The following is a 21,087-nucleotide window of genomic DNA, read 5'->3' on the forward strand; positions in this document are numbered from 1 at the left end:
CATCAATATTCCCGATAATTGCCCGGATTTGAAGATCTGAAATTGTGATGCAGGATCGCAGGCATCATATCAGCTGCTTTTCCAAGGGTATCCCTCGTGTCCTTTTCCATTTCCGCCATCCCAGACATTCATTTCGGCGAGGGTTCGCTCTCCGGCCTTGCCGCTGCGGTCAAATCCTTCGATGGCGTCAGCACCGTTCTGCTTGTCATCGATGCTTTCCTGGCGCAGTCGGGCCTTGCCGCCAAGGTCAGCGCCGATCTTGCCGAAGCGGGCGTGAAGACGCAGGTTTTTTCCGACTTTGCCGGTGAACCGAAGCTTGCGCATCTGCATGCGGCAATCGCAGCCGGGCAGGGCGCCGATATGGTGATCGGTATCGGCGGCGGCTCGGCGCTCGATATTGGCAAGATCGTTGCCTGCTGCATCGCCTCGGGCGAGGACCCGATGCATTATGCGCTGGCCGCCAATCCGCTGCCGAAGAACCCGCTGAAGAAGATCATGATCCCGACCACGGCCGGCACCGGTTCGGAGACCTCGGCGACGAATATCTTCGCCGGCCCTGAGGGCAAGAAGCTCTGGATCTGGGGGCCGGAAACGAAGGCCGATCTCGTCATCCTCGATCCGGCGCTGACGAAGACCCTGCCCGCCAGCCTCACGGCATGGTGCGGCTTCGATGCCTTCATCCATGCCTTCGAAGCAGCGACGAACCGCAATGCACATCGTGGCGCGCAGTTCTACGCGCATCACGCATTGAGGCTTCTGACTGGTGCGCTGGAAACGGCTGTCAAGTATCCTGACGATATGGCGGCGCGGGGCGACGTGCTGCTCGGTTCCTGCTTCGGCGGCATTGCCATCGACAATTGCGGCACGGCGATCGCACATAATGTCAGCCATGCTCTCGCCGGCCTCGGCCCGGTCCATCATGGTCTTGCAACGGCGCTCGGCTTTGAAGCGACGCTGTCGTGGCTCGTTGAAGCCGATACCGCCGATCTCAATGCGGCGGCCAAGGCTTGCGGCGTCGAAACTGCCGCCGAGCTTCCCGCCTTCGTCTCCGACTGGATGGATCGCTGCGGCATCGTGCGGTCGCTGCCGGCCGCCTTCAAGCCGTTTGATGAAAGCGACCTTGCCCGCGAGATGCGTGCGCCTGAAAACCAGCCCATGCGGCGCTCGACGATCCGCGACGTGACGGATGCCGATATCGACCGCTTTGCAGCCGCCGTCATGGCGCTGCCGAAAGGAATTTGAGATGACCAAGAGCTACACGCGCGACTATTGGGAAAGCATTCTCTCCGGCCTGAAGCCCGAAGGACGTCACTTCATCGACGGCGCCCATCGTGCCGCCTCCTCCGGCCAAACCTTCACCCGCATCCGGCCGATGGACGGCAAGCCCGGTGCCGAACTCGCACGCGGCAATGCCGCCGACGTCGATGCCGCCGTCGCCTCGGCCCGCGCCGCCTTCGAAAGCGGGGTCTGGCGCAAGAAGGAGCCGCTGGAAAAGAAGAAGATCATGTTGAAGTGGGCCGACCTCATTCGCGCCCATGGCGACGAGCTGGCCATGCTCGAGACGATCGATGTCGGCAAGCCGGTCATGGCGTCGCTCGGCGTCGATGTGCGCCTTTGCGCCGATGGCATCCAGTTCTACGGCGAAATGATCGACAAGATGTATGACGAGATTGCGCCGACCGGCCCGAATGCCCGCGCGCTGGTCCGTAAAGTGCCGCTCGGGGTCATCGGAGCGATCACGCCCTGGAACTATCCGATGATCATCGATGCCTGGAAGCTGGGACCGGCAATCGCCGCCGGCAATTCCGTCGTGCTGAAGCCGGCCGAACAGTCGTCGCTTTCGGCGATCCGCCTCGCTGAACTCGCGATCGAAGCGGGCCTTCCCGCCGGCGTCTTCAACGTCGTCACGGGTTACGGCGAAGAAACCGGCAAGCCGCTGGCACTGCACATGGATGTCGACATGATCGCATTCACCGGCTCCACCGAGGTCGGCAAGCTGATCATGGGCTATGCGGCGCAATCGAACGTCAAGCGCGTGGCACTGGAGCTCGGCGGCAAGTCGCCGCTGGTCGTCTTCGAAGACGCCGATCTCGATGCTGCGGCCGTCGCGGCTGCCTGGGGCTGCTTCTACAATTCCGGCGAGACCTGCCATGCCTCGACGCGCCTGATCGTGCAGCGTTCGGTGCAAGATAAGCTGATTGCGAAGATCGAGGCGGTGACCCGTTCTGATATCGTGCTCAAGCATCCGCTCGACCCTTCGGCTCAAATCGGCGCGCTGATCGAGGAAGAGCATATGAACAAGGTGCTGGCGATGATTGCAGCCGGCGAGAAGGAAGGTGCGCGCCGCGCTTTCGGCGCCGAGCGCGTCTTGAGCGAAACCGGTGGCTATTATGTGTCGCCGGGCGTCTTCGTCGACATGACCAACGACATGAGTCTGGCACGGCAAGAAATCTTTGGCCCGGTTCTGGCAGCCATTCCCTTCGATACCGAAGAGGAGGCGCTGAAGATCACCAACGACACGATCTATGGCCTTGCCGGCGCCGTCTTTACCAGGGACATGGATCGCGCTCATCGCTTTTCCGAAGAGATCCATGCGGGTACGGTGTGGATCAACACCTATGACATGTCGAACTTCGCAACGCCCTTCGGCGGCTTCAAGCAGTCCGGCTTCGGCCGCGACCGCTCGGTGCATGCGATCGACAAATATTGCGATTACAAGACGATCTGGCAGCAGTTCGGCTGATAGATTGAGATCGGCATGACCCTGTTTGAAGGGTCAGGCCTGGAGGATAAAGGGGAGCCACAATGAGCAAGATCGTTTCCATCGAAATCACCCATCACCGCCTGCCGCTCGATCCGGCGTTCAAGGCGAGTTGGGATGGGCGTCCGCGCAAGCATTTCGATGCGACCATCGTGCGCGTCAGGGATGATGAGGGCCGTGAGGGCATCGGCTCCGGCGACCTGATGAAGGGTTTCGAAGGCCACGAGGATCTGTTCATTGGTCAGGACCCTCGACACCTTGAGCGGCATTATGAGGTGCTCTCGCACATCAACTTCCATTATGGCCGCTGCTGGCCGATGGATCTGGCGCTGTGGGATCTCTCAGGCAAAATCACCGGCGAGCCGGTCTGGCGGATGCTCGGCGGCCGCGCCAGCCGCGTGCGGCTCTATGCTTCCTCCGGCGTGCTGCGCGAGCCCTCCGCCATGGCCGATCAGGCCGAGCGCTATATCGACGAAGGCTTCCCGGCCATGAAGGTGCGCTTCTCCTCCTCTTCGGGCGGGCGTGGCGGCTGGCGCGAGGATGTCAAGGCGCTGGAGGCGATCCGTGCCCGCGTCGGCGATCGGCTGGAGCTGATGGTCGATTGCAACCAGGGTTGGCGCATGCCATGGGATACGACTTTGCCCTGGACCTTCAAGGATGCGCTTGCTGTCGCCAGGGAATTGGAGCGGCTCGGCGTCTACTGGATGGAAGAGCCGCTTTACCGCTCGGACCGCAAGGGCATGAAGGAATTGAAGCAGGCAACGTCGATCAGAATCGTCGGCGGCGAGATGACGCGCGAGCTCTACGAGTTCCGTGACATCATCGAAGAGCGCGCTTTCGATGTCATCCAGCCCGATGTCGCGCTTGTCGGCGGCATTACCGGTTGCCGGCGGCTGGCCTATCAGGCGCGCGAGGCCGGCGTGCAGTTCACGCCGCATTCCTGGACGAACGGGATCGGGGTTCTCGCCAATGCGCACCTGACAGCCGGCGTCGCGGATGCTGCCTGGCTCGAATACCCTTACGACAATCCGGAGTGGAGCGAAACCCGGCGCGATTATCCAATGGCCTCGCCGCTCAAGCATGAGGCCGGCTGGCTGGATCTCGGCACGGCGCCTGGCCTCGGCATCGTTCTCGATGAGGAACGTCTGAAGGCGACGCGTATCTAGAATGCATCAGCAATTCTCGTCGGCGCTGCTTCTTTTTACGATCCGTCACGCCGTGGCGGGTCGCATGACTTTGCTTTCCCGTGTCCGCGCCCACTGAATGACGGGGCGTTCGAGCAGCACATAGCTCAGCGTGCCGATGGCAAAAATGATGGCGGTTGCGATGAGGCTTGAGACCATCCAACCGCCCAGCACGTCGTCCGAGCCTGCGCCGAAGGAGGAGGGGAAGAGCTGCGGCATCAAGGTGAGTACAATATCCTGCCAGATGTAGACGCCGAAGGAGACGGTGGCGATATAACGGCTCACGGGATTGTCGAGCAGCTTTGCCAGCAGCAGCGATTGGGGAAGCGCGCAAAGTGCGATCGCGACCGCGAGGGGAAGCGGCGGGAATTGATAGGGAATGCCGAGCCGGGCATAGCCTTCCGCCGCACCGCCGATGGACTGCGGCAGCTGCCACGCACCCATGGCGATCGCGATCGCGCCGATGATGTCATAGATTACCGAGCGGCGGGCTGTGATGAGTGTCTGGATGCCGGCGGCGAGCGCGCCGATCGCGAATATCGCAAAGAAGCCGATCGGGTTGAAGCGCGGCATCCATTCCTTGGCGCCGCCTTGGAAGCCATATTGCCATCCCCGTCCGACATTATCAGTCGGAAGATAGGTGACGACAAGCCAGTGGCCGACAAGTGCAAGCGCGATGATGCCGATCCAGAGCAGACGGCTGATAAGCATGGAGCGCGATCTCAGTTTCGGATGAAACAACAGCAGGAAGCCGATCGGCAAGAGAACATAGCAGGTCGTCTCAAAGGGTATCGACCATAGAGGCCCATCGCCCTGCACCGGGAAAAAGGTGCGCCAGTGCCATTGGCTCATCAGGAAGAAGCCGGCGACGTAGCGGCCGACCAGTTCTGCATCCAGCGGAAAGCCATAGATCGTGAAGCTGATCAGGAAGCCGACCGTCAGGGCAAACCAGAAACCCGGCAGGATGCGTGCGGCGCGGCGCATGGCATAGATCTTTAGCGAAGGTAAAGGTTGGGCTCTATCCAGCGCTAGCCAGAAGGGGCGGGCAAGAAGAAAGCCGCTGAGGACGAAGAAGACCGAGACGCCGTGGTTGCCGAAGCGCGCGATCATGAAGGTCATGTCCAGATCCGGTGGGATCTTGTAGAAATTCATTCGGAGCACGAGATGGTGAACAAGCACCATCAGGCATGCGACAGCGCGCATGAAATCCGCTCCTCCCAGGCGATTGCTGCTTTCCATACCCAATCCGCCGAAACTTCCTCAACATTGCGTTAGGTCATTGCGAGGGCTTCGGCAAGGCACATGCCGAAAGGCAATCAATGACGCCCGGACGCGTGGTGCGAAATCCGGGCGTCGAACCGCTCTCTCGCACCTGCCAGAAACGAGAGGCCGGATTCGTGTTTCGCGGAGCGGATCAGGCGGCGGCGGAGCGATAGGGGCGTGTCTCGCGAGCCGGTTTCAACGCGTTGCTCCACCAGTTCAACCTGGCGATCATAAGCACCAGCGATTTCCGGGCATCGATCGGATTTTCCAGCGTACCGTCTTCGGCGAACTTGCCCCACGGATTGGCGAAGCTCACCGTATCGCGAACAGTCACGGCATGTAGTTCGGCAAAGACGAGCCGTAACTGTTCCACGGCGCGCAGGCCGCCGGAGATGCCGCCATAGGAAACGAAGGCCACGGGCTTGCCGTGCCAGGGTTCATAGACGAGATCGAGCACGAATTTCAGCGAGGCCGTAAAGCTGTGATTGTATTCAGGCGTGACGACAATGAAGGCGTCGGCATCCGAAAGCCGCTGTGAAAGCGCGGCGACACCGGGATGCTCGCGATTATGCGCGAACGGCAGATCGAATTCGAGGGGATCGATCAGGTCGATGTCGATAAGCGGATAATGTGCCAATTCGCGGGCGACCCAGTTGACCACCCGGTCGCACAGCCGGCCGGGGCGCGTGCTGCCGTAAATGATCGCCAGCCGGGTTCTTTCTGTCATGTCTTGCTCCTGCTTTACGCGGTTCGGAGCCAGGGTTATAAAACCTCAAGCAGAGTTGAGGTCAATAGCAAAAATGGGAAAAATCGATCCTGGTCAATTTTCGAAGCTGCTGACGGTCGGCGAGGTGGCTGCGCGAAGCGGTGTCGCGGTTTCAGCACTGCATTTCTACGAGTCGAAAGGCCTGATAGAGAGCCATCGCAGCCGCGGCAACCAGCGGCGTTATCCTCGCGAAGTCCTGCGGCGGGTTGCTGTCATCAAGGTAGCGCAAAGGGTCGGCATCCCGCTTGCCGAAGTTCAGGCGGCTCTTCAATCGCTGCCGCAAGGGCGCACGCCAACGGCATCCGACTGGAAGGCGCTTTCGGAACTGTGGAAGGATGATCTCGACGCCCGTATCAAGCGTCTGCAGGGACTTCGCGATCAACTGGACAGCTGCATCGGCTGCGGCTGTCTTTCGCTGGATAGCTGTCCTTTGCGCAATCCCTGGGATGCTCTTTCCGAAGAGGGTGTAGGCCCGCGGCTGCTCGACCCCGGAGAGTGAATCGAGCGTTCAGGCGTGGACGTGGCTGTCGGCCATGTAGCTTTCGAGCGCTGCGGCCTCTTCCTTTGACAGATAGAGGCCCTTCTTCGAGCGGCGCCAGAGAATGTCGGCGGCATCGTGCGCCCATTCCTGTTCGATCAGATACCGCACTTCCGCTTCATAGAGATCGCTTCCGAAACAGCGACCGAGATCGGCGATCGTCTTGGCATCGCCAAGGATCATGGCGGCGCGTGTCCCATAGCGGCGGACGAGGCGGCGGGCATGCAGATCGGCGAGGAAGGGATAGCGCGACTTCAGCTTGGAAACTTCGGCATCGTAGCCGCGAACGGGAAAGTCGCCGCCCGGCAGCGAGCTCCCGGCGGTCCAGGGCGTGCCCTTGAGGCTGATCGCTTCGCCGATCTTTTCCAGCGCATGCTCGCTGAGACGTCGATAGGTGGTGAGCTTGCCGCCGAAGACATTGAGCAGCGGTGCCTGGCCTTCTTCGCCTTCGATCTTCAGCACGTAATCGCGTGTGGCTTCCTGCGCTTTCGATGCGCCGTCGTCATAGAGCGGGCGCACGGCTGAATAGGTCCAGACGATGTCTTCGGGCCGTACCGGCTCCTTGAAATATTCGCTGGCGGCATTGCAGAGATAGGCGGTTTCTTCTTCGCTGATCTTCACGTCCTTCGGATCGTCCTTGTAGTCGCGATCCGTAGTGCCGATGAGCGTGAAATCCTGCTCGTAGGGAATGGCGAAGATAATGCGGTTGTCCGGATTCTGGAAGAAATAGGCGCGCGGGTCATCGAACTTCTTGCGGACGATGATGTGGCTGCCCTGGACGAGGCGGACATTGTGCACCTGGTTCTTGCCGAAGGTATCGGACAGGACATGATCGACCCACGGGCCGGCGGCGTTGACGAGCATGCGCGAGCGAAACTCGCGCTTTTCGCCGCTGATCGTATTCTCCGTTTCGATTACCCATAGGGCGCCCTCGCGCCGGGCCGAGACCACCTTCGTCCGCGGCATGATCGTCGCGCCTCGGTCGGCTGCGTCGCGGGCGTTCAGCACGACCATGCGGGCATCGTCCACCCAGCCATCGGAATATTCGAAAGCCTTGGTGAAGAGCGCCTTCAGTGGTTTGCCGGCCGGATCCTTCTTCATGTCCAGCGTTGCGGTCGGTGGCAGCAGCTTTCGTCCGCCGAGGTGATCGTAGAGGAAAAGGCCGAGGCGGATCAGCCAGGCCGGGCGGATGCCGCCCTTGTGATAGGGCAGGACGAAGCGCATCGGCCAGATGATATGCGGCGCCATCGCCCAGAGCACTTCGCGCTCCATCAGCGATTCGCGCACGAGACGGAATTCGTAGTGTTCGAGGTAGCGCAGGCCGCCATGAATGAGCTTGGTGGCGCCTGACGACGTGCCGGAGGCGAAGTCGTTCATCTCGGCAAGCGCGACCTTGTAGCCGCGCCCGGTGGCGTCGCGGGCAATCCCGCAGCCATTGATACCGCCGCCGATAACGAAAATGTCGTAGACCTGCTCGCTCACCCGCCCCTCCGCAAAGGTCAGCCATCCCCTGAAGATGGAAATCGAAACTAATCCATCTAAAGCGAAACAGATACGAATGTCAAACGAACGTTTCTTGACAGAAAGTGCGCCGATCAGGCTGACTTGCGAGAGGTTTCCACGAGATGCACGTCATGTTCCGCGGCGATGGAGCGCACGGATTCGATACTACATTCGTCTGTTACGAACGTATGAACCTGCGATAGATGGCCGATGCGAACCGGGGCTGTTCGTTCGAACTTGGTGCTGTCGGCGACGAGGATGACGTGCCGCGCATTGGCGATGATGGCTTGCGCCACTTTCACTTCGCGAAAATCGAAATCCAGAAGCGCGCCGTCGGGATCGATAGCGGAGGCGCCGATGACGGCATAATCAACCTTGAACTGCTTGATGAAATCGACGGCCGCCTCGCCGACGATACCGCCATCCGAGCCGCGCACGACACCGCCGGAAATCACGACTTCGATGGATGGGAAAATTCGTAACTTATTGGCGACATTGATATTATTGGTGATGACCATCAGTTCGTGATGGCCAAGAAGTGCCTCGCCAACGGCTTCCGTCGTCGTGCCGATATTGATGAAAAGCGAGCTGTTGTTGGGGATCAGGCTTGCCGCAGCACGGCCGATCGCATGTTTTTCGGGCGCGGCGATGGAACGTCTCGCCTCATATTTCACGTTCTCGGTTCCGCCGGGAAAGATGGCGCCGCCATGCACGCGCGAGAGTACGCGCCCGTCGCAGAGATCGTTCAGATCCTTGCGGATGGTCTGCGGCGTGACCGAGAAGCGCATCGCCAGCTCCTCCACAAGCACTCGCCCCTCCGCCTTGGCGATTTCGAGGATCTCTGTCTGACGCCCGGACAGGAACATGGTTTTCGCTCCCTTTCTTTCGTTTTTTCGTCATCATATGATAAAGTGAAAATTCCGCAATTACCGGCGCGCGAATAGTGCGGTTGGGGAGGTCATCATGTTTCATCCGAAGCTATTCGAAAATCGCAACGTCGTGGTCACCGGCGCCGGCCGTGGCATCGGGCTGGAGGTCGCGCGCCAGTTTCTCGATTGCGGCGCCCATGTCCTCGTTCATGTCGGTCGCGATGCCGGTCGCGATTTGCCTGATTTTCTGATGGAGGCCGAGGCTGACCGCCGCGCCTTTCTAATTGCGGGTGACTTCGCCGCCGGTAATGGCACGCGCGATTTCGTCAGCGCCGCCGGCGAGCGTTTCGATCGCGTCGACGTGCTGGTCAACAATGCCGGTACCATGGTCGGGCGATTTCCTGCCGGCGAACTGACGGACGAACAATACCAGCAGATCGTTCATCTCAATCAGACTTCCGTCATGGAGGTGACGAGAGGGCTGTTGCCGCTGCTGCGGGCCGCCGGCCAGGCTGCGATCATCAATACGGTTTCGATTTCCGCGCTGACCGGCGGCAGCCCCGGATCTGCGATCTATTCCGCCTCGAAAGCCTTCGTGGCGACCTATTCGAAAGCATTGGCACGCGAGCTGGCACCGGACGGTATCCGGGTGAACTGCGTCTCGCCCGGCACGATAGCGACTGATTTTCATGAGCGCTACTCCTCAAGGGAGAAGCTTGAGCAGACGCGCAAATCGATCCCGCTTCAGCGGCTGGGGACACCGGAGGATTGCGCGCCCGCTTACCTCTTCCTCGCGGCGCCCCTGCTTTCCGGTTACATCACGGGACAGGTGGTCGAGATCAATGGTGGTCAGCTTATCTGCTGATAAAACGGACCTTTTTTGGTTTTCCATGTCTTTTTTGAATCAGCTTGTGATTTGATAATATTATAAGCATACCTCTGGGGATTTCTTACTAGAGGCTGTGCAATGTCGTCGTCTCTACCGCAGGGCGGTGAAGCGGAACGTGATGTCGAAGAAATGACTGACAGGGCGCGAAAGGCGAGCGCCCTGCTGAAAGCACTATCGCATGAGACCCGCCTGGCAATTCTCTTCACGCTTGCCAAGCACGAGAAAACGGTGATGGAGCTCGAGGCTCTTCTTGATCTGCCGCAGGCCGTGGTGTCGCAGCATTTGGCACGCCTTCGCCTGGACAAGCTGGTCGATACGCGCCGTGAAGGGCGACTCATTCATTATGCCGTCGCACGGTCGGAAATCTGCGCCGTCGTCGATTCGCTGCAGAAAGCCTTCTGTCAGACGGATCGCTGATCCCTGAAGCTGCTTTGCATGTTGCGCTCGCCATGCTGCCGGTCTAACTCTTTCGTTGCGGGAGCGTGGGATGATCGACAAGCTGGAATTCTTCATAGCGCTGGCGAATCAGAAGCATTTTGGCCGCGCAGCCGAAGAATGCGGCGTGACACAGCCGACCCTGTCTGCGGCCATCCGCCAGCTGGAAGACCAGCTCGGCGTGATGCTTGTCAGCCGTGGTTCGCGTTTTCAGGGACTGACGCCCGAGGGGCAGCGTGTCTTGGAATGGGCGCGCCGCATCGTCGGCGACAGCCGCACCATGCGCGAGGAGATGCGCGCGGCGCGCAAGGGCCTTGCCGGCCATATCCGGATCGCCGCCATTCCGACAGCGCTTGCTATGGTGCAGAAAATCACCACGCCTTTCCAGGAAAGGCATCCGGACGTCACTTTCTCCATTTTATCGCGCAATTCGCTGCAGGTTCTGAGCCTGCTGGAAAATCTCGAGATCGATGCCGGCATCACCTATCTGGAAAACGAGCCGCTCGGCCGTGTCACCAGCGTTCCGCTCTATGCCGAACGCTATCACCTGATTACGGCGGCCGGCAGTCCGTTTTCCGAGCGCGAGACCGTCAGCTGGAAGGAGGTCGGCGATCTTCGGCTTTGTCTATTGACCGCCGACATGCAAAACCGCCGCATTATCAATCGGCATCTCAAGGAGGCGGGCGTCGCAGCCAAGCCGACGCTCGAATCCAATTCGATGATCGTGCTGTTTTCGCATGTGCAGACCGGGCGCTGGGCGAGCATTATGCCAAAGAATATCGCCGATTCCTTTGGTTTTCCCTCGGATATTCGCAAGATCCCGATCACGGAACCTGACGCCGAGCATCTCGTTGGTCTGGTCGCCACCCACCGTGAGCCCTTTACGCCACTCGTCTCTGCCTTGTTGCACGAGGCGAGATTGCTCGCGGAAGAGAACGGTAATCGATAGAAAATTCCTATCGAGCGACGGGACTGCCTTATTGATCCTTTGCCGTCTCCCTGCGAGCTTATTCTAGTGGCGTGTCGATCGCACGCCAGGAGGAAATGCCGCATGGGTCTTTTCCGAAGATTCGCCTTCGATCTTCGGAGCTGTGCGCGGGAGGCTGCTAATGAGTTTGAATCAGGCCGCGGGCGATGTCGCAACCCGCGCCGGAACCATCATCGATAGCATGAAATCGATGGAGGGACCGCTTTTGCCGATCCTGCACGGGATCCAGGAAGAATTCGGCTACGTGCCGCAGGATGCGTTGCCGCTGATCGCCAAGGCGCTGAACCTCTCACGCGCTGAAGTACACGGCGTCATGACCTTCTATCATGACTATCGCGATCATCCCGCCGGCCGCCATGTCCTGAAACTCTGTCGCGCCGAAGCCTGTCAGTCGATGGGCGGCGATGCACTTGCCGACCGCGTCAAGCGGCTGTTGGGCATCGATTTCCATCAGACGACGCTCGATGGTAGCGTCACGCTGGAGCCGGTCTACTGTCTCGGGCTTTGCGCCTGCGCGCCGGCGGCAATGCTGGATGGCGAACTCTATGGCCGTCTCGACGATGAGAGCGCGGACGACCTCGTGAAGGAGGCGCGCCAATGACGCTCACCATCTATATTCCTAGAGATGCCGCTGCCCTTTCGCTTGGTGCAGAAAAGGTGGCGAAATCGGTCGCGCAGGAAATCGCCAAACGCGGGCTGGATGCGCGCATCGTGCGCAATGGTTCGCGCGGCATGTTCTGGCTCGAGCCGCTGGTGGAAGTCGAGATCGACGGCAAGCGCATCGGATACGGGCCGGTAAAAGCCAAGGATGTGCCCGCACTCTTTGATGCCGGGCTCGTCGAAGGTGGCGAGCATCCGCTCTGTCTTGGGGAGGTCGAAAGCCTCCCATTCCTCAAAGAACAGACCCGCCTGACCTTCGCCCGCTGCGGCATCACCGATCCGCTTTCTTTGCAGGACTACGAAGCCCATGGCGGCCTCAAGGGGCTGCGCCGTGCCATCGGCATGGCGGCTGGCGACATCGTCAAGGAAGTGACCGATTCCGGTCTGCGCGGTCGTGGCGGTGCAGGCTTCCCGACCGGCATCAAGTGGAAGACGGTGCTCGATGCGCCGGGGACACGCAAATATATCGTCTGCAACGCGGACGAGGGCGATAGCGGCACCTTTGCCGACCGGATGATCATGGAGGGTGACCCCTTTGTGCTGATCGAGGGCATGGCGATTGCAGGCCTCGCGACGGGTGCGACCAAGGGCTTCGTCTATACGCGCTCGGAATATCCGCATGCGATTGCCACCATGACGGAGGCGGTCGAAATCGCCCGCAGGGCCGGTCTTCTCGGCGCGTCCGTGCTTGGCTCCGGCAAGGCCTTCGACATGGAAATCCGCACCGGCGCTGGCGCCTATGTCTGCGGCGAGGAAACGGCGCTGTTGAACAGCCTCGAGGGCAAACGCGGCATCGTGCGCGCCAAGCCGCCGCTGCCGGCGCATAAGGGTCTGTTCGGCTGTCCCACTGTCATCAACAACGTCATTTCACTCGCCTCTGTCCCCGTCATCATGGATAAGGGGGCCGCCTTCTACCGTGATTTCGGCATGGGCCGTTCGCGCGGCACCATCCCGCTGCAGATCGCCGGCAACGTTACATATGGCGGCCTTTACGAGACCGCCTTCGGCCTCTCGCTCGGCGATATCGTCGACAGGATCGGCGGCGGCACGGTGACGGGCCGGCCCGTCAAGGCAGTGCAGGTGGGTGGCCCGCTTGGCGCCTATTTCCCGCGTGCCTTGTTCGACACGCCTTTCGACTATGAAGCCTTCGCGGCCAAGGATGGCCTGATTGGCCATGCCGGCATCGTCGTCTTCGATGATACCGCCGACATGCTGAAGCAGGCGCGTTTCGCGATGGAGTTCTGCGCGGTCGAAAGTTGTGGCAAGTGCACGCCCTGCCGCATCGGTTCGACACGCGGCGTCGAAACGGCCGACAAGATCGCGCAAGGGATCGAGCCGGAGAAGAACAGGGTGCTGCTCGCCGATCTTTGCAACACGATGAAGTTCGGCTCGCTCTGCGCACTCGGCGGCTTTACGCCGTATCCGGTGCTGAGCGCCATGACCCATTTCCCGGAGGACTTTTCTCCGGCTCCCTTGATTGAAGCGGCGGAGTAAGATCCATGTCCCTCGTTCCAGAAATCGATTACGGCACGCCTGCCTCTACCTCCGAAACCATGGTGACGCTGACCATCGACGGTCGCCAGATCACGGTGCCCGAGGGCACGTCGATCATGCGCGCCTCGATGGAAGCAGGCATTCAGGTGCCGAAGCTCTGTGCCACCGACATGGTCGATGCTTTCGGCTCCTGCCGCCTCTGTCTCGTGGAGATCGAAGGTCGCAACGGTACACCGGCCTCGTGCACGACGCCGGTTGCCTCCGGCATCGTCGTTCACACGCAGACTGGCCGGCTGAAGAATATCCGCCGCGGCGTGATGGAGCTCTATATCTCCGACCATCCGCTCGACTGTCTGACCTGTGCCGCCAATGGCGATTGCGAGCTGCAGGACATGGCGGGCGCCGTCGGCCTGCGCGATGTGCGCTATGGCTATGAGGGCGACAACCACCTCAAGGCGCGCAACAACGGCGACATCAATCTGAAGTGGATGCCGAAGGACGAGTCGAACCCTTATTTCACCTACGATCCTTCAAAGTGCATCGTCTGCTCGCGCTGCGTGCGCGCCTGCGAGGAAGTGCAGGGTACGTTCGCGCTGACCATCGAGGGCCGCGGTTTCGGCTCGCGCGTCTCGCCGGGCATGCATGAGCATTTCATCGATTCGGAATGCGTCTCCTGCGGCGCCTGCGTGCAGGCCTGCCCGACGGCGACACTGACCGAGAAGTCCGTGATCTCCATCGGTCAGCCGGAGCACTCCGTCGTCACCACCTGTGCCTATTGCGGCGTCGGCTGCTCCTTCAAGGCGGAGATGCGCGGCGAAGAGCTGGTGCGCATGGTGCCGTGGAAGGACGGCCAGGCCAATCGCGGCCATTCCTGCGTCAAGGGCCGTTTCGCCTATGGCTATTCGACCCACAAGGACCGCATCCTCAACCCGATGGTCCGCGAGAAGGTCAGCGATCCCTGGCGCGAAGTGACCTGGGACGAGGCCTTTGCCCATATCGCCACCGAATTCAAGCGGCTGCAATATCAGTATGGCCGCGATTCCATCGGCGGCATCACCTCGTCGCGCTGCACCAATGAAGAAACCTATCTCGTGCAGAAGCTGGTGCGCGCCGGCTTTGGCAACAACAATGTCGATACCTGCGCCCGCGTCTGCCATTCTCCCACAGGCTATGGCCTCGGCCAGGCCTTCGGCACCTCGGCCGGTACGCAGAATTTCGACAGCGTCGAGCATACCGACGTCGTCATCGTCATCGGCGCCAACCCGACGGATGGTCACCCGGTCTTCGGGTCGCGCCTGAAGAAGCGGCTGCGCCAGGGCGCCAAGCTCATCGTCATCGACCCGCGCCGCATCGACCTGGTGCGCACGCCGCATGTGGAAGCCAGCTATCATCTGCCACTGAAGCCCGGTACCAACGTCGCCATGATGACGGCACTGGCTCATGTGATCGTCACCGAAGGCCTGTTCGACGAGAAATTCATCCGCGAGCGCTGCGACTGGTCCGAATTCGAGGATTGGGCCGCCTTCGTTTCCGAGCCGCAGCACAGCCCGGAAGAAACGGAAAAGTATACCGGCGTTTCTCCCGAGCTCGTGCGGGGCGCCGCCCGTCTCTTTGCGAAGGGCGGCAATGGCGCGATCTATTATGGCCTCGGCGTTACCGAGCACAGCCAGGGCTCTACCACGGTCATGGCGATCGCCAACCTTGCCATGGTCACGGGCAATATCGGCCGTCCGGGTGTCGGCGTGAACCCTCTGCGCGGCCAGAACAACGTGCAGGGCTCCTGCGACATGGGCTCCTTCCCGCACGAGCTGCCGGGCTATCGCCACATCTCCGACGATGCGACCCGCGATATCTTCGAAAAGCTCTGGGGCGTGAAGCTCAACAACGAGCCGGGCCTGCGCATCCCGAACATGCTGGATGCCGCCGTCGAGGGCACGTTCAAGGGCATCTACATCCAGGGCGAGGATATCCTTCAGTCCGATCCGGATACCAAGCATGTCGCCGCCGGCCTTGCCGCGATGGAATGCGTCGTCGTCCATGATCTCTTCCTGAACGAGACGGCCAACTACGCGCATGTCTTCCTGCCCGGTTCGACCTTCCTCGAAAAGGACGGCACCTTCACCAATGCCGAACGCCGCATCAATCGCGTGCGCAAGGTCATGACCCCGCGCAACGGCTATGCCGACTGGGAAGTGACGCAGAAGATGGCGCAGGCCATGGGGCTTGGCTGGAACTACGCGCATCCCTCCGAGATCATGGACGAGATTGCCGCGACGACGCCGAGCTTCGCGCTCGTTTCCTACGACTATCTGGAGAAGATGGGCTCGGTGCAATGGCCCTGCAACGAGAAGACGCCGCTCGGCTCGCCGATCATGCATGTCGACGGCTTCGTGCGCGGCAAGGGCAAGTTCATCCGCACGGAATATGTGCCGACGGATGAACGCACCGGCCCGCGCTTCCCGCTGCTGCTCACGACCGGGCGCATCCTCAGCCAGTATAATGTCGGCGCCCAGACGCGACGCACGGAGAATGTCGTCTGGCATGCGGAGGATCGCCTTGAAATCCATCCGCACGACGCGGAACAGCGCGGCATCCGCGAAGGCGACTGGGTCAGGCTCAGCAGCCGTTCCGGCGACACGACGCTTCGGGCACTGATTACCGACCGTGTCGCCCCCGGCGTCGTCTACACGACCTTCCACCATCCGGACACGCAGGCGAACGTCATCACCACCGATTACACCGACTGGGCGACGAACTGCCCGGAATACAAGGTGACGGCCGTGCAGGTCTCGCCGTCGAACGGTCCGTCGCAGTGGCAGGTGGATTACGACGAGCAGGCCCGGCAGTCGCGTCGTATCGCCGGGAAAATGGAGGCTGCGGAGTGAGCCGGAGTGTGGGGAAACATACCCCCCTCTGTCGCTTTCGCGACATCTCCCCCACAAGGGGGGAGATTGTTGGGAGTTTGCCGGTTGTTACTGGCGAGACAATAGGCAGTGATTTCAGCAGACTGGATGTTCGCTTGAGGCAAGAGAGTGCTGCGCGTTACCTATCTCCCCCCTTGTGGGGGAGATGTCACGAAGTGACAGAGGGGGGTATTCCACGCCCCGTCCGACAATGACCAAATTCACGCCCACCACCACCGTCCCCGAAACCGCCCGCCGCAACGGCCTGGTGCGGTCCGGCTCCCGCATCGTTCCCGAGGAAGTGCCGATCGCTTTTTCCTATGGCGGCACGTCGCATGCGGTCATGATGGGGACACCCGCAGATATCGAGGATTTCGCCGTAGGCTTCAGCCTCACCGAAGGCATCATCACCGATATGAATGAGATTGCAGCGATCGAGCCGATCGAAGACGAGCAGGGGATCGATGTGCAGATCACCCTGGTCGACGATGCGGCGGACGCGCTGCGGCTGCGTCGTCGTCATATGGCCGGGCCGGTCGGCTGCGGTCTGTGCGGCATCGAATCGATCGAGCAGGCCGTGCGCAAGGTGCCTGACGTTTCCCAGGTCGGGCTGACGCTGACGCACAAGGACATCGTTCGCGCTGTCGCACTTCTCAATGAGGCCCAGCCGCTGCATCGCGAGACGCGTGCCGTTCATGGCGCGGGCTTTTACATTCCGTCCGAGGGATTGCTTGCCGTGCGCGAGGATGTCGGCCGGCACAATGCGCTGGACAAGCTCTGCGGAGCGGTCATCCGGTCCGGCCACAACGGCTCGGAAGGTGTGGTGGCCGTCACCAGCAGACTATCCGTCGAGATGGTGCAGAAGGCCGCCATCTTGGGCAGTTCTGTCCTTGTCGCCATCTCCGCGCCGACGGCGCTTGCCATCCGTACGGCCGATGAGGCCGGCATGACGCTGGTTGCGCTGGTGCGCGGCGACGATTTCGAGATTTTCACCCATCCGCATCGCATCATCACGGGGAGCATCGCCGATGTCGCCTGACGAAACGCCGCACGGCAAGACCGAAACCAAGCTTATCTATATGGCGAACCAGATCGCCACCTTCTTCAAGACGCAGCCGGCAAACGAAGCGGTACAAGGGGTTGCCACGCACATCAACAAATTCTGGGAGCCGCGCATGCGTCGCCAGCTTTTCATGATCATCGATCATGGAGACAGTGGGCTGAACCCTTTGGTCTTGGAGGCGGCCTCGCTGATCCACAGGCCGGCGCCGGTCGAGGATGTTAAGTCGGCTTAATACTAGCATTGATAGTGCATTGGGATGGGGAGTGGAGGCTTCATCCTCGAATGCGATTCCTGTCGAGTGAATGGGTGCCGGTCTTCGAAACAAGGAGGAGTTGTTCATGACGGCTGCGGATACCAATATTTCCCAAGGTGCGACAACGGCGGGCCTGCTCGATCGTGAGCGCATCATTGCCAAGCCGGGCTTCAACCGGTGGCTGGTGCCGCCGGCGGCATTGGCGATCCATCTCTGCATCGGCATGGCTTATGGATTCAGTGTCTTCTGGCTGCCGCTCTCCAAGGCGCTCGGCACCCCGACGCCGGCTCCGGCCGAATGCGCTAGCCTCAATCTTCTCACTGCCCTGTTCACGACGAGCTGCGATTGGCGCGTCAGCGATCTCGGCTGGATCTATACGCTCTTCTTCGTGCTGCTCGGCTCTTCTGCTGCCATCTGGGGTGGGTGGCTCGAGAAGGTCGGGCCGCGCAAGGCCGGCGTGGTTGCTGCCTGCTGCTGGTGCGGCGGCATCCTGATTGCGGCGATCGGCGTCATCTTCCACCAGCTCTGGATCATGTGGATCGGCGCCGGCGTCATCGGCGGTATCGGTCTCGGTCTCGGCTATATTTCGCCCGTGTCGACGCTGATCAAATGGTTTCCGGACCGGCGCGGCATGGCGACCGGCATGGCGATCATGGGCTTCGGCGGCGGCGCGATGATCGGAGCGCCGCTCGCGAGCCTGCTGATGAACCACTTTCGAACGGATGGCTCTGTCGGCGTCTGGCAGACCTTCATCGTCATGGCGGCGATCTATTTCGTCTTCATGATGGGCGGGGCCTTCGGCTATCGCCTGCCGCCCGCCGGCTGGCGTCCCGAGGGCTGGACGGCCCCTGCCGCCAAGAGCTCGATGATCACCACCAAGCATGTGCACCTTCGCGATGCTCACAAGACCCCGCAGTTCTGGCTCATCTGGGCGGTATTGTGCCTCAACGTCTCGGCCGGCATCGGCGTCATCGGCATGGCCTCGCCCATGCTGCAGGAGATTTTCGGCGGAGCATTGATCGGCTTGCCGGATCTGAAATTCGCCGATCTCAGCAAGGATCAGATCGCGACAGTCGCGGCGATTGCCGCCGGCTTTGCCGGCTTGCTGTCGCTCTTCAACATCGGCGGGCGCTTCTTCTGGGCGTCGTTATCCGACAGGATCGGCCGCAAGAACACCTACTATTGCTTCTTTGTCATCGGCATTGCGCTCTATGTCCTGGCTCCCTGGGCGGCAGGCATCCATAGCAAGATGTTGTTCGTGGGTGCGCTTTGCATCATCCTGTCGATGTATGGCGGTGGTTTTGCCACGGTTCCCGCCTATCTCGCCGATATCTTCGGCACGCAGTTCGTCGGCGCGATCCATGGCCGGCTGCTGACGGCCTGGGCGACCGCCGGCATCATCGGGCCTGTCGTGGTCAACTATATCCGCGAGGCGCAGAAGGCAGCTGGCGTCGAAGGTGCACAGCTCTACACCTTCACCATGTATATTCTCGCGGGCATGCTGGCGCTGGGCTTGATTGCCAATTCGCTGGTCAAGCCGCTCTCGGACAAATGGTTCATGTCGGATGAAGAGGTGGCGGCGCTGCAGGCAAAGACGGCTGCCGCCAATGCAGGCCCCACCGGCTCCTTCGGCATCGGCACGGGCGGTTTCGACGGCAAGGCATTGGTCGCCTGGGCGCTGGTCGGCATTCCGCTGCTCTGGGGTGTGTGGGTGACGATCAAGAGCACTTACGCCCTGTTCGGCTGAACGACGATATCCTCCAAAAAACGAAGAGGCCGCCCCGAGTTTCGGAGCGGCCTCCTGCTTTTCAGCAAGTTTGGCGATCAGGCGGCGCGGCGCATGACCATGTCGCGGATCATCGAGTCGGCCAGGCGGAATTGGGCCAGCAGCATGTGCAGCGCATCCGCCTCGTTGGCGAGCCTGAGGCTTGCAGCCGTGCTTTCCTCGACCATGGCAGCGTTCTGCTGGGTGGTCTGATCCAGTGAGTTGATTGCCGAATTGATTTCCCGAAGGCCGATCGTCTGTTCCTTCGAAGCCTTCACGATGGCGGCGACGTTGGTGTTGATGTCGCCGACCTGGGTGACGATCTCTTCCAGTGCCTTGCCTGTCTGGCCGACAAGGCCGACGCCGTTCCTGACGTGCTCGCTCGAGGCGGTGATGAGTGCCTTGATCTCCTTGGCGGCGCTGGCCGAGCGTTGTGCCAGCTCGCGTACCTCCTGCGCCACGACGGCAAAGCCTTTGCCAGCCTCGCCGGCTCGTGCCGCCTCGACGCCGGCATTCAAGGCCAGAAGGTTAGTCTGGAAGGCGATGTCATCGATGACGCCGATAATATTGGTGATTTCGCGGGAGGACTTCTCGATCTGATCCATGGCGGCGACGGCGTTGCGGACCACCGTGCCGGATTGTTCGGCGCCGCGCTTGGTCTCTGCCACCAGACGCCCGGCTTCCTCGGCCCGCTGGCTGGAATCGGCGACCGTCGTGGTGATTTCCTCCAGGGCTGCCGCCGTTTCTTCCACGGAAGCTGCCTGCTGTTCTGTGCGTCTTGAGAAGGCCTCGGCCGAATCGCCGAGCTCGCGCGAGCCGGCGGCAATGGCGCTGGCATTGTGGCCGACGGTGGTCAGCGTCTCGGAAAGCTTTTCGATCGTCGCGTTGAAATCGCGGCGAAGCTGCTCCATGGAGGGCACGAAGGGGCGCTCGAGTGTTTTTGTGAGGTCGCCTTCCGACAGGCTGCGGAGTGCTGCGGCAAGCTCGCTGATGGCGCTCATGCGCGAGGTAACGTCTGTCGCGAACTTCACGACCTTGTAGACCCTGCCCTCGGCATCGACGATGGGATTATAGGCCGCCTGAATCCAGATTTCCTTGCCGCCCTTGCCGTAGCGGACGAATTCATTGGCGATGAACTCGCCCTGCGCCAGGCTTTGCCAGAAGCGCTTGTATTCCTCGGTGCGGGCATAGGCAGGGTCGCAGAAAATGCTGTGATGCTTGCCGACGATCTCGGCGAGTTGATAGCCCATGGCATTGCAGAAGTTCTCGTTCGCCGTCCGGATTTCGCCGGTCGGCAGGAATTCGATGACGGCTTGCGAGCGCGAGAGCGCCTCGAGCTTACTGGCATCGTCGATCGCCTTCTTCTTGGCTTCGGTGACATCGGCGGCGAATTTTACAACCTTCACCGGTTTTCCGTTGCGGAAGACGGGGTTGTAGGAGGCCTGTATCCAGATCTCGCGATTGCCCTTGGCAAGACGCTTGTAGGTGCCGGCATCATATTCGCCACGGCCGAGACGCGCCCAGAAGTCATGATAGGCAGGGGTTGTCACATAGGCGGGATCGCAGAACATCCGGTGATGATTGCCGACGATTTCCTTCAGCTCATAGCCCAGCGCGCGGCAGAAATTCTCGTTTGCAGTCAGTATCTTACCTTGAAGGTCGAATTCAATGATAGCCTGCGATTTGGAAACGGCGGAAAGAATGCGGCTGGCATCCGATGATAGACTGAACATTCCTATTCCCTCTTAGAAAG

General features: G+C 61.0%; 18 protein-coding genes. 13 read left to right on the forward strand and 5 right to left on the reverse strand.

Annotated features, from left to right (window positions below):
* Nucleotides 1-96 precede the first annotated feature (96 nt).
* The 3 genes from GA0061103_RS28980 to GA0061103_RS28990 all read left to right on the forward strand — a co-directional run bounded on the left by GA0061103_RS28980 (nucleotide 97) and on the right by GA0061103_RS28990 (nucleotide 3,927).
* On the forward strand, nucleotides 97-1,242 hold the full coding sequence (locus GA0061103_RS28980) for an iron-containing alcohol dehydrogenase (protein WP_092717532.1): 1,146 nt from the start codon (nucleotides 97-99) through the stop codon (nucleotides 1,240-1,242).
* A 1-nt stretch (nucleotide 1,243) separates the two neighbouring features.
* Nucleotides 1,244-2,743, forward strand: a complete 1,500-nt coding sequence (locus tag GA0061103_RS28985; protein ID WP_092717535.1) for an aldehyde dehydrogenase family protein — start codon at nucleotides 1,244-1,246, stop codon at nucleotides 2,741-2,743.
* A 62-nt stretch (nucleotides 2,744-2,805) separates the two neighbouring features.
* Entirely contained in the window at nucleotides 2,806-3,927 is a 1,122-nt protein-coding gene (locus GA0061103_RS28990; protein WP_092717538.1) for a mandelate racemase/muconate lactonizing enzyme family protein, read from the forward strand.
* 45 nt (nucleotides 3,928-3,972) lie between these two features.
* Here GA0061103_RS28990 and GA0061103_RS28995 read toward each other — a convergent pair whose 3' ends face one another.
* Nucleotides 3,973-5,184 (reverse strand): acyltransferase family protein, encoded by a 1,212-nt coding sequence (locus tag GA0061103_RS28995; RefSeq protein WP_092717540.1) that lies wholly within the window; start codon nucleotides 5,182-5,184, stop codon nucleotides 3,973-3,975.
* Nucleotides 5,185-5,359: 175 nt separating this feature from the next.
* The gene (locus GA0061103_RS29000) at nucleotides 5,360-5,935 is read right to left on the reverse strand and encodes an NADPH-dependent FMN reductase (RefSeq protein ID WP_092717543.1); all 576 of its coding nucleotides are present in this window, start codon (nucleotides 5,933-5,935) and stop codon (nucleotides 5,360-5,362) included.
* Between the two features lie 73 nt (nucleotides 5,936-6,008).
* Here GA0061103_RS29000 and soxR point away from each other — a divergent pair, with 73 nt between their 5' ends.
* Entirely contained in the window at nucleotides 6,009-6,473 is a 465-nt protein-coding gene (soxR, locus tag GA0061103_RS29005; RefSeq protein WP_092717545.1) for a redox-sensitive transcriptional activator SoxR, read from the forward strand.
* A 9-nt stretch (nucleotides 6,474-6,482) separates the two neighbouring features.
* On the opposite strand, the gene glpD is transcribed toward soxR, so the two are convergent.
* Both glpD and GA0061103_RS29015 read right to left on the reverse strand, forming a co-directional pair.
* Nucleotides 6,483-7,994 carry a glycerol-3-phosphate dehydrogenase gene (gene glpD / locus GA0061103_RS29010; RefSeq protein ID WP_092717548.1) on the reverse strand — a complete coding sequence of 504 codons (1,512 nt, stop codon included), beginning with the start codon at nucleotides 7,992-7,994 and terminating at the stop codon, nucleotides 6,483-6,485.
* A 113-nt stretch (nucleotides 7,995-8,107) separates the two neighbouring features.
* Nucleotides 8,108-8,881 (reverse strand): DeoR/GlpR family DNA-binding transcription regulator, encoded by a 774-nt coding sequence (locus GA0061103_RS29015; protein WP_092717551.1) that lies wholly within the window; start codon nucleotides 8,879-8,881, stop codon nucleotides 8,108-8,110.
* A 97-nt stretch (nucleotides 8,882-8,978) separates the two neighbouring features.
* On the opposite strand from GA0061103_RS29015, the gene GA0061103_RS29020 reads away from it, so the two are divergent.
* From GA0061103_RS29020 to GA0061103_RS29060, 9 genes are all read left to right on the forward strand, one after another.
* Nucleotides 8,979-9,749, forward strand: a complete 771-nt coding sequence (locus GA0061103_RS29020) for an SDR family NAD(P)-dependent oxidoreductase (RefSeq protein ID WP_092717554.1) — start codon at nucleotides 8,979-8,981, stop codon at nucleotides 9,747-9,749.
* Between the two features lie 102 nt (nucleotides 9,750-9,851).
* The gene (locus GA0061103_RS29025) at nucleotides 9,852-10,190 is read left to right on the forward strand and encodes an ArsR/SmtB family transcription factor (protein ID WP_092717557.1); all 339 of its coding nucleotides are present in this window, start codon (nucleotides 9,852-9,854) and stop codon (nucleotides 10,188-10,190) included.
* 70 nt (nucleotides 10,191-10,260) lie between these two features.
* Nucleotides 10,261-11,157, forward strand: a complete 897-nt coding sequence (locus GA0061103_RS29030; protein ID WP_092717559.1) for a LysR family transcriptional regulator — start codon at nucleotides 10,261-10,263, stop codon at nucleotides 11,155-11,157.
* A 160-nt stretch (nucleotides 11,158-11,317) separates the two neighbouring features.
* The gene (locus GA0061103_RS29035) at nucleotides 11,318-11,797 is read left to right on the forward strand and encodes a formate dehydrogenase subunit gamma (protein ID WP_092717561.1); all 480 of its coding nucleotides are present in this window, start codon (nucleotides 11,318-11,320) and stop codon (nucleotides 11,795-11,797) included.
* Nucleotides 11,794-13,350: a formate dehydrogenase beta subunit gene (locus tag GA0061103_RS29040; RefSeq protein ID WP_092717563.1), complete on the forward strand. Its 1,557-nt coding sequence runs from the start codon at nucleotides 11,794-11,796 to the stop codon at nucleotides 13,348-13,350. The genes GA0061103_RS29035 and GA0061103_RS29040 overlap by 4 nt, the downstream gene beginning before the upstream one ends.
* A 5-nt stretch (nucleotides 13,351-13,355) precedes the next feature.
* Complete coding sequence (gene fdhF / locus GA0061103_RS29045) at nucleotides 13,356-16,235, forward strand: formate dehydrogenase subunit alpha (RefSeq protein WP_092717566.1); 2,880 nt, start codon at nucleotides 13,356-13,358, stop codon at nucleotides 16,233-16,235.
* 229 nt (nucleotides 16,236-16,464) lie between these two features.
* Nucleotides 16,465-17,292: a formate dehydrogenase accessory sulfurtransferase FdhD gene (gene fdhD / locus GA0061103_RS29050; protein ID WP_092717569.1), complete on the forward strand. Its 828-nt coding sequence runs from the start codon at nucleotides 16,465-16,467 to the stop codon at nucleotides 17,290-17,292.
* Nucleotides 17,282-17,548 carry a formate dehydrogenase subunit delta gene (locus tag GA0061103_RS29055; protein ID WP_092717571.1) on the forward strand — a complete coding sequence of 89 codons (267 nt, stop codon included), beginning with the start codon at nucleotides 17,282-17,284 and terminating at the stop codon, nucleotides 17,546-17,548. Before fdhD ends, GA0061103_RS29055 begins: the two co-directional genes overlap by 11 nt.
* 106 nt (nucleotides 17,549-17,654) lie before the next feature.
* Complete coding sequence (locus GA0061103_RS29060) at nucleotides 17,655-19,316, forward strand: OFA family MFS transporter (RefSeq protein WP_092717913.1); 1,662 nt, start codon at nucleotides 17,655-17,657, stop codon at nucleotides 19,314-19,316.
* A 77-nt stretch (nucleotides 19,317-19,393) separates the two neighbouring features.
* Here GA0061103_RS29060 and GA0061103_RS29065 read toward each other — a convergent pair whose 3' ends face one another.
* The gene (locus GA0061103_RS29065) at nucleotides 19,394-21,067 is read right to left on the reverse strand and encodes a methyl-accepting chemotaxis protein (RefSeq protein ID WP_092717574.1); all 1,674 of its coding nucleotides are present in this window, start codon (nucleotides 21,065-21,067) and stop codon (nucleotides 19,394-19,396) included.
* Nucleotides 21,068-21,087: the final 20 nt, after the last annotated feature.

This window comes from Martinezella multihospitum (assembly GCF_900094585.1).
In the GTDB taxonomy this organism is placed as follows: Bacteria; Pseudomonadota; Alphaproteobacteria; order Rhizobiales; family Rhizobiaceae; genus Rhizobium; species Rhizobium multihospitium.

Excerpts from the sequence above, each read along its gene's own strand:
- fdhD (WP_092717569.1), top strand. The coding sequence starts at position 16,465 with ATGACCAAATTCACGCCCACCACCACCGTCCCCGAAACCGCCCGCCGC.
- GA0061103_RS29030 (WP_092717559.1), top strand. The coding sequence starts at position 10,261 with ATGATCGACAAGCTGGAATTCTTCATAGCGCTGGCGAATCAGAAGCAT.
- GA0061103_RS29025 (WP_092717557.1), top strand. The coding sequence starts at position 9,852 with ATGTCGTCGTCTCTACCGCAGGGCGGTGAAGCGGAACGTGATGTCGAA.
- GA0061103_RS29055 (WP_092717571.1), top strand. The coding sequence starts at position 17,282 with ATGTCGCCTGACGAAACGCCGCACGGCAAGACCGAAACCAAGCTTATC.
- GA0061103_RS29015 (WP_092717551.1), bottom strand. The coding sequence starts at position 8,881 with ATGTTCCTGTCCGGGCGTCAGACAGAGATCCTCGAAATCGCCAAGGCG.
- GA0061103_RS28995 (WP_092717540.1), bottom strand. The coding sequence starts at position 5,184 with ATGGAAAGCAGCAATCGCCTGGGAGGAGCGGATTTCATGCGCGCTGTC.
- fdhF (WP_092717566.1), top strand. The coding sequence starts at position 13,356 with ATGTCCCTCGTTCCAGAAATCGATTACGGCACGCCTGCCTCTACCTCC.
- GA0061103_RS29060 (WP_092717913.1), top strand. The coding sequence starts at position 17,655 with ATGACGGCTGCGGATACCAATATTTCCCAAGGTGCGACAACGGCGGGC.
- GA0061103_RS28985 (WP_092717535.1), top strand. The coding sequence starts at position 1,244 with ATGACCAAGAGCTACACGCGCGACTATTGGGAAAGCATTCTCTCCGGC.
- GA0061103_RS29040 (WP_092717563.1), top strand. The coding sequence starts at position 11,794 with ATGACGCTCACCATCTATATTCCTAGAGATGCCGCTGCCCTTTCGCTT.
- GA0061103_RS29020 (WP_092717554.1), top strand. The coding sequence starts at position 8,979 with ATGTTTCATCCGAAGCTATTCGAAAATCGCAACGTCGTGGTCACCGGC.
- GA0061103_RS29035 (WP_092717561.1), top strand. The coding sequence starts at position 11,318 with ATGAGTTTGAATCAGGCCGCGGGCGATGTCGCAACCCGCGCCGGAACC.
- GA0061103_RS28990 (WP_092717538.1), top strand. The coding sequence starts at position 2,806 with ATGAGCAAGATCGTTTCCATCGAAATCACCCATCACCGCCTGCCGCTC.
- GA0061103_RS29000 (WP_092717543.1), bottom strand. The coding sequence starts at position 5,935 with ATGACAGAAAGAACCCGGCTGGCGATCATTTACGGCAGCACGCGCCCC.
- GA0061103_RS29065 (WP_092717574.1), bottom strand. The coding sequence starts at position 21,067 with ATGTTCAGTCTATCATCGGATGCCAGCCGCATTCTTTCCGCCGTTTCC.
- soxR (WP_092717545.1), top strand. The coding sequence starts at position 6,009 with ATGGGAAAAATCGATCCTGGTCAATTTTCGAAGCTGCTGACGGTCGGC.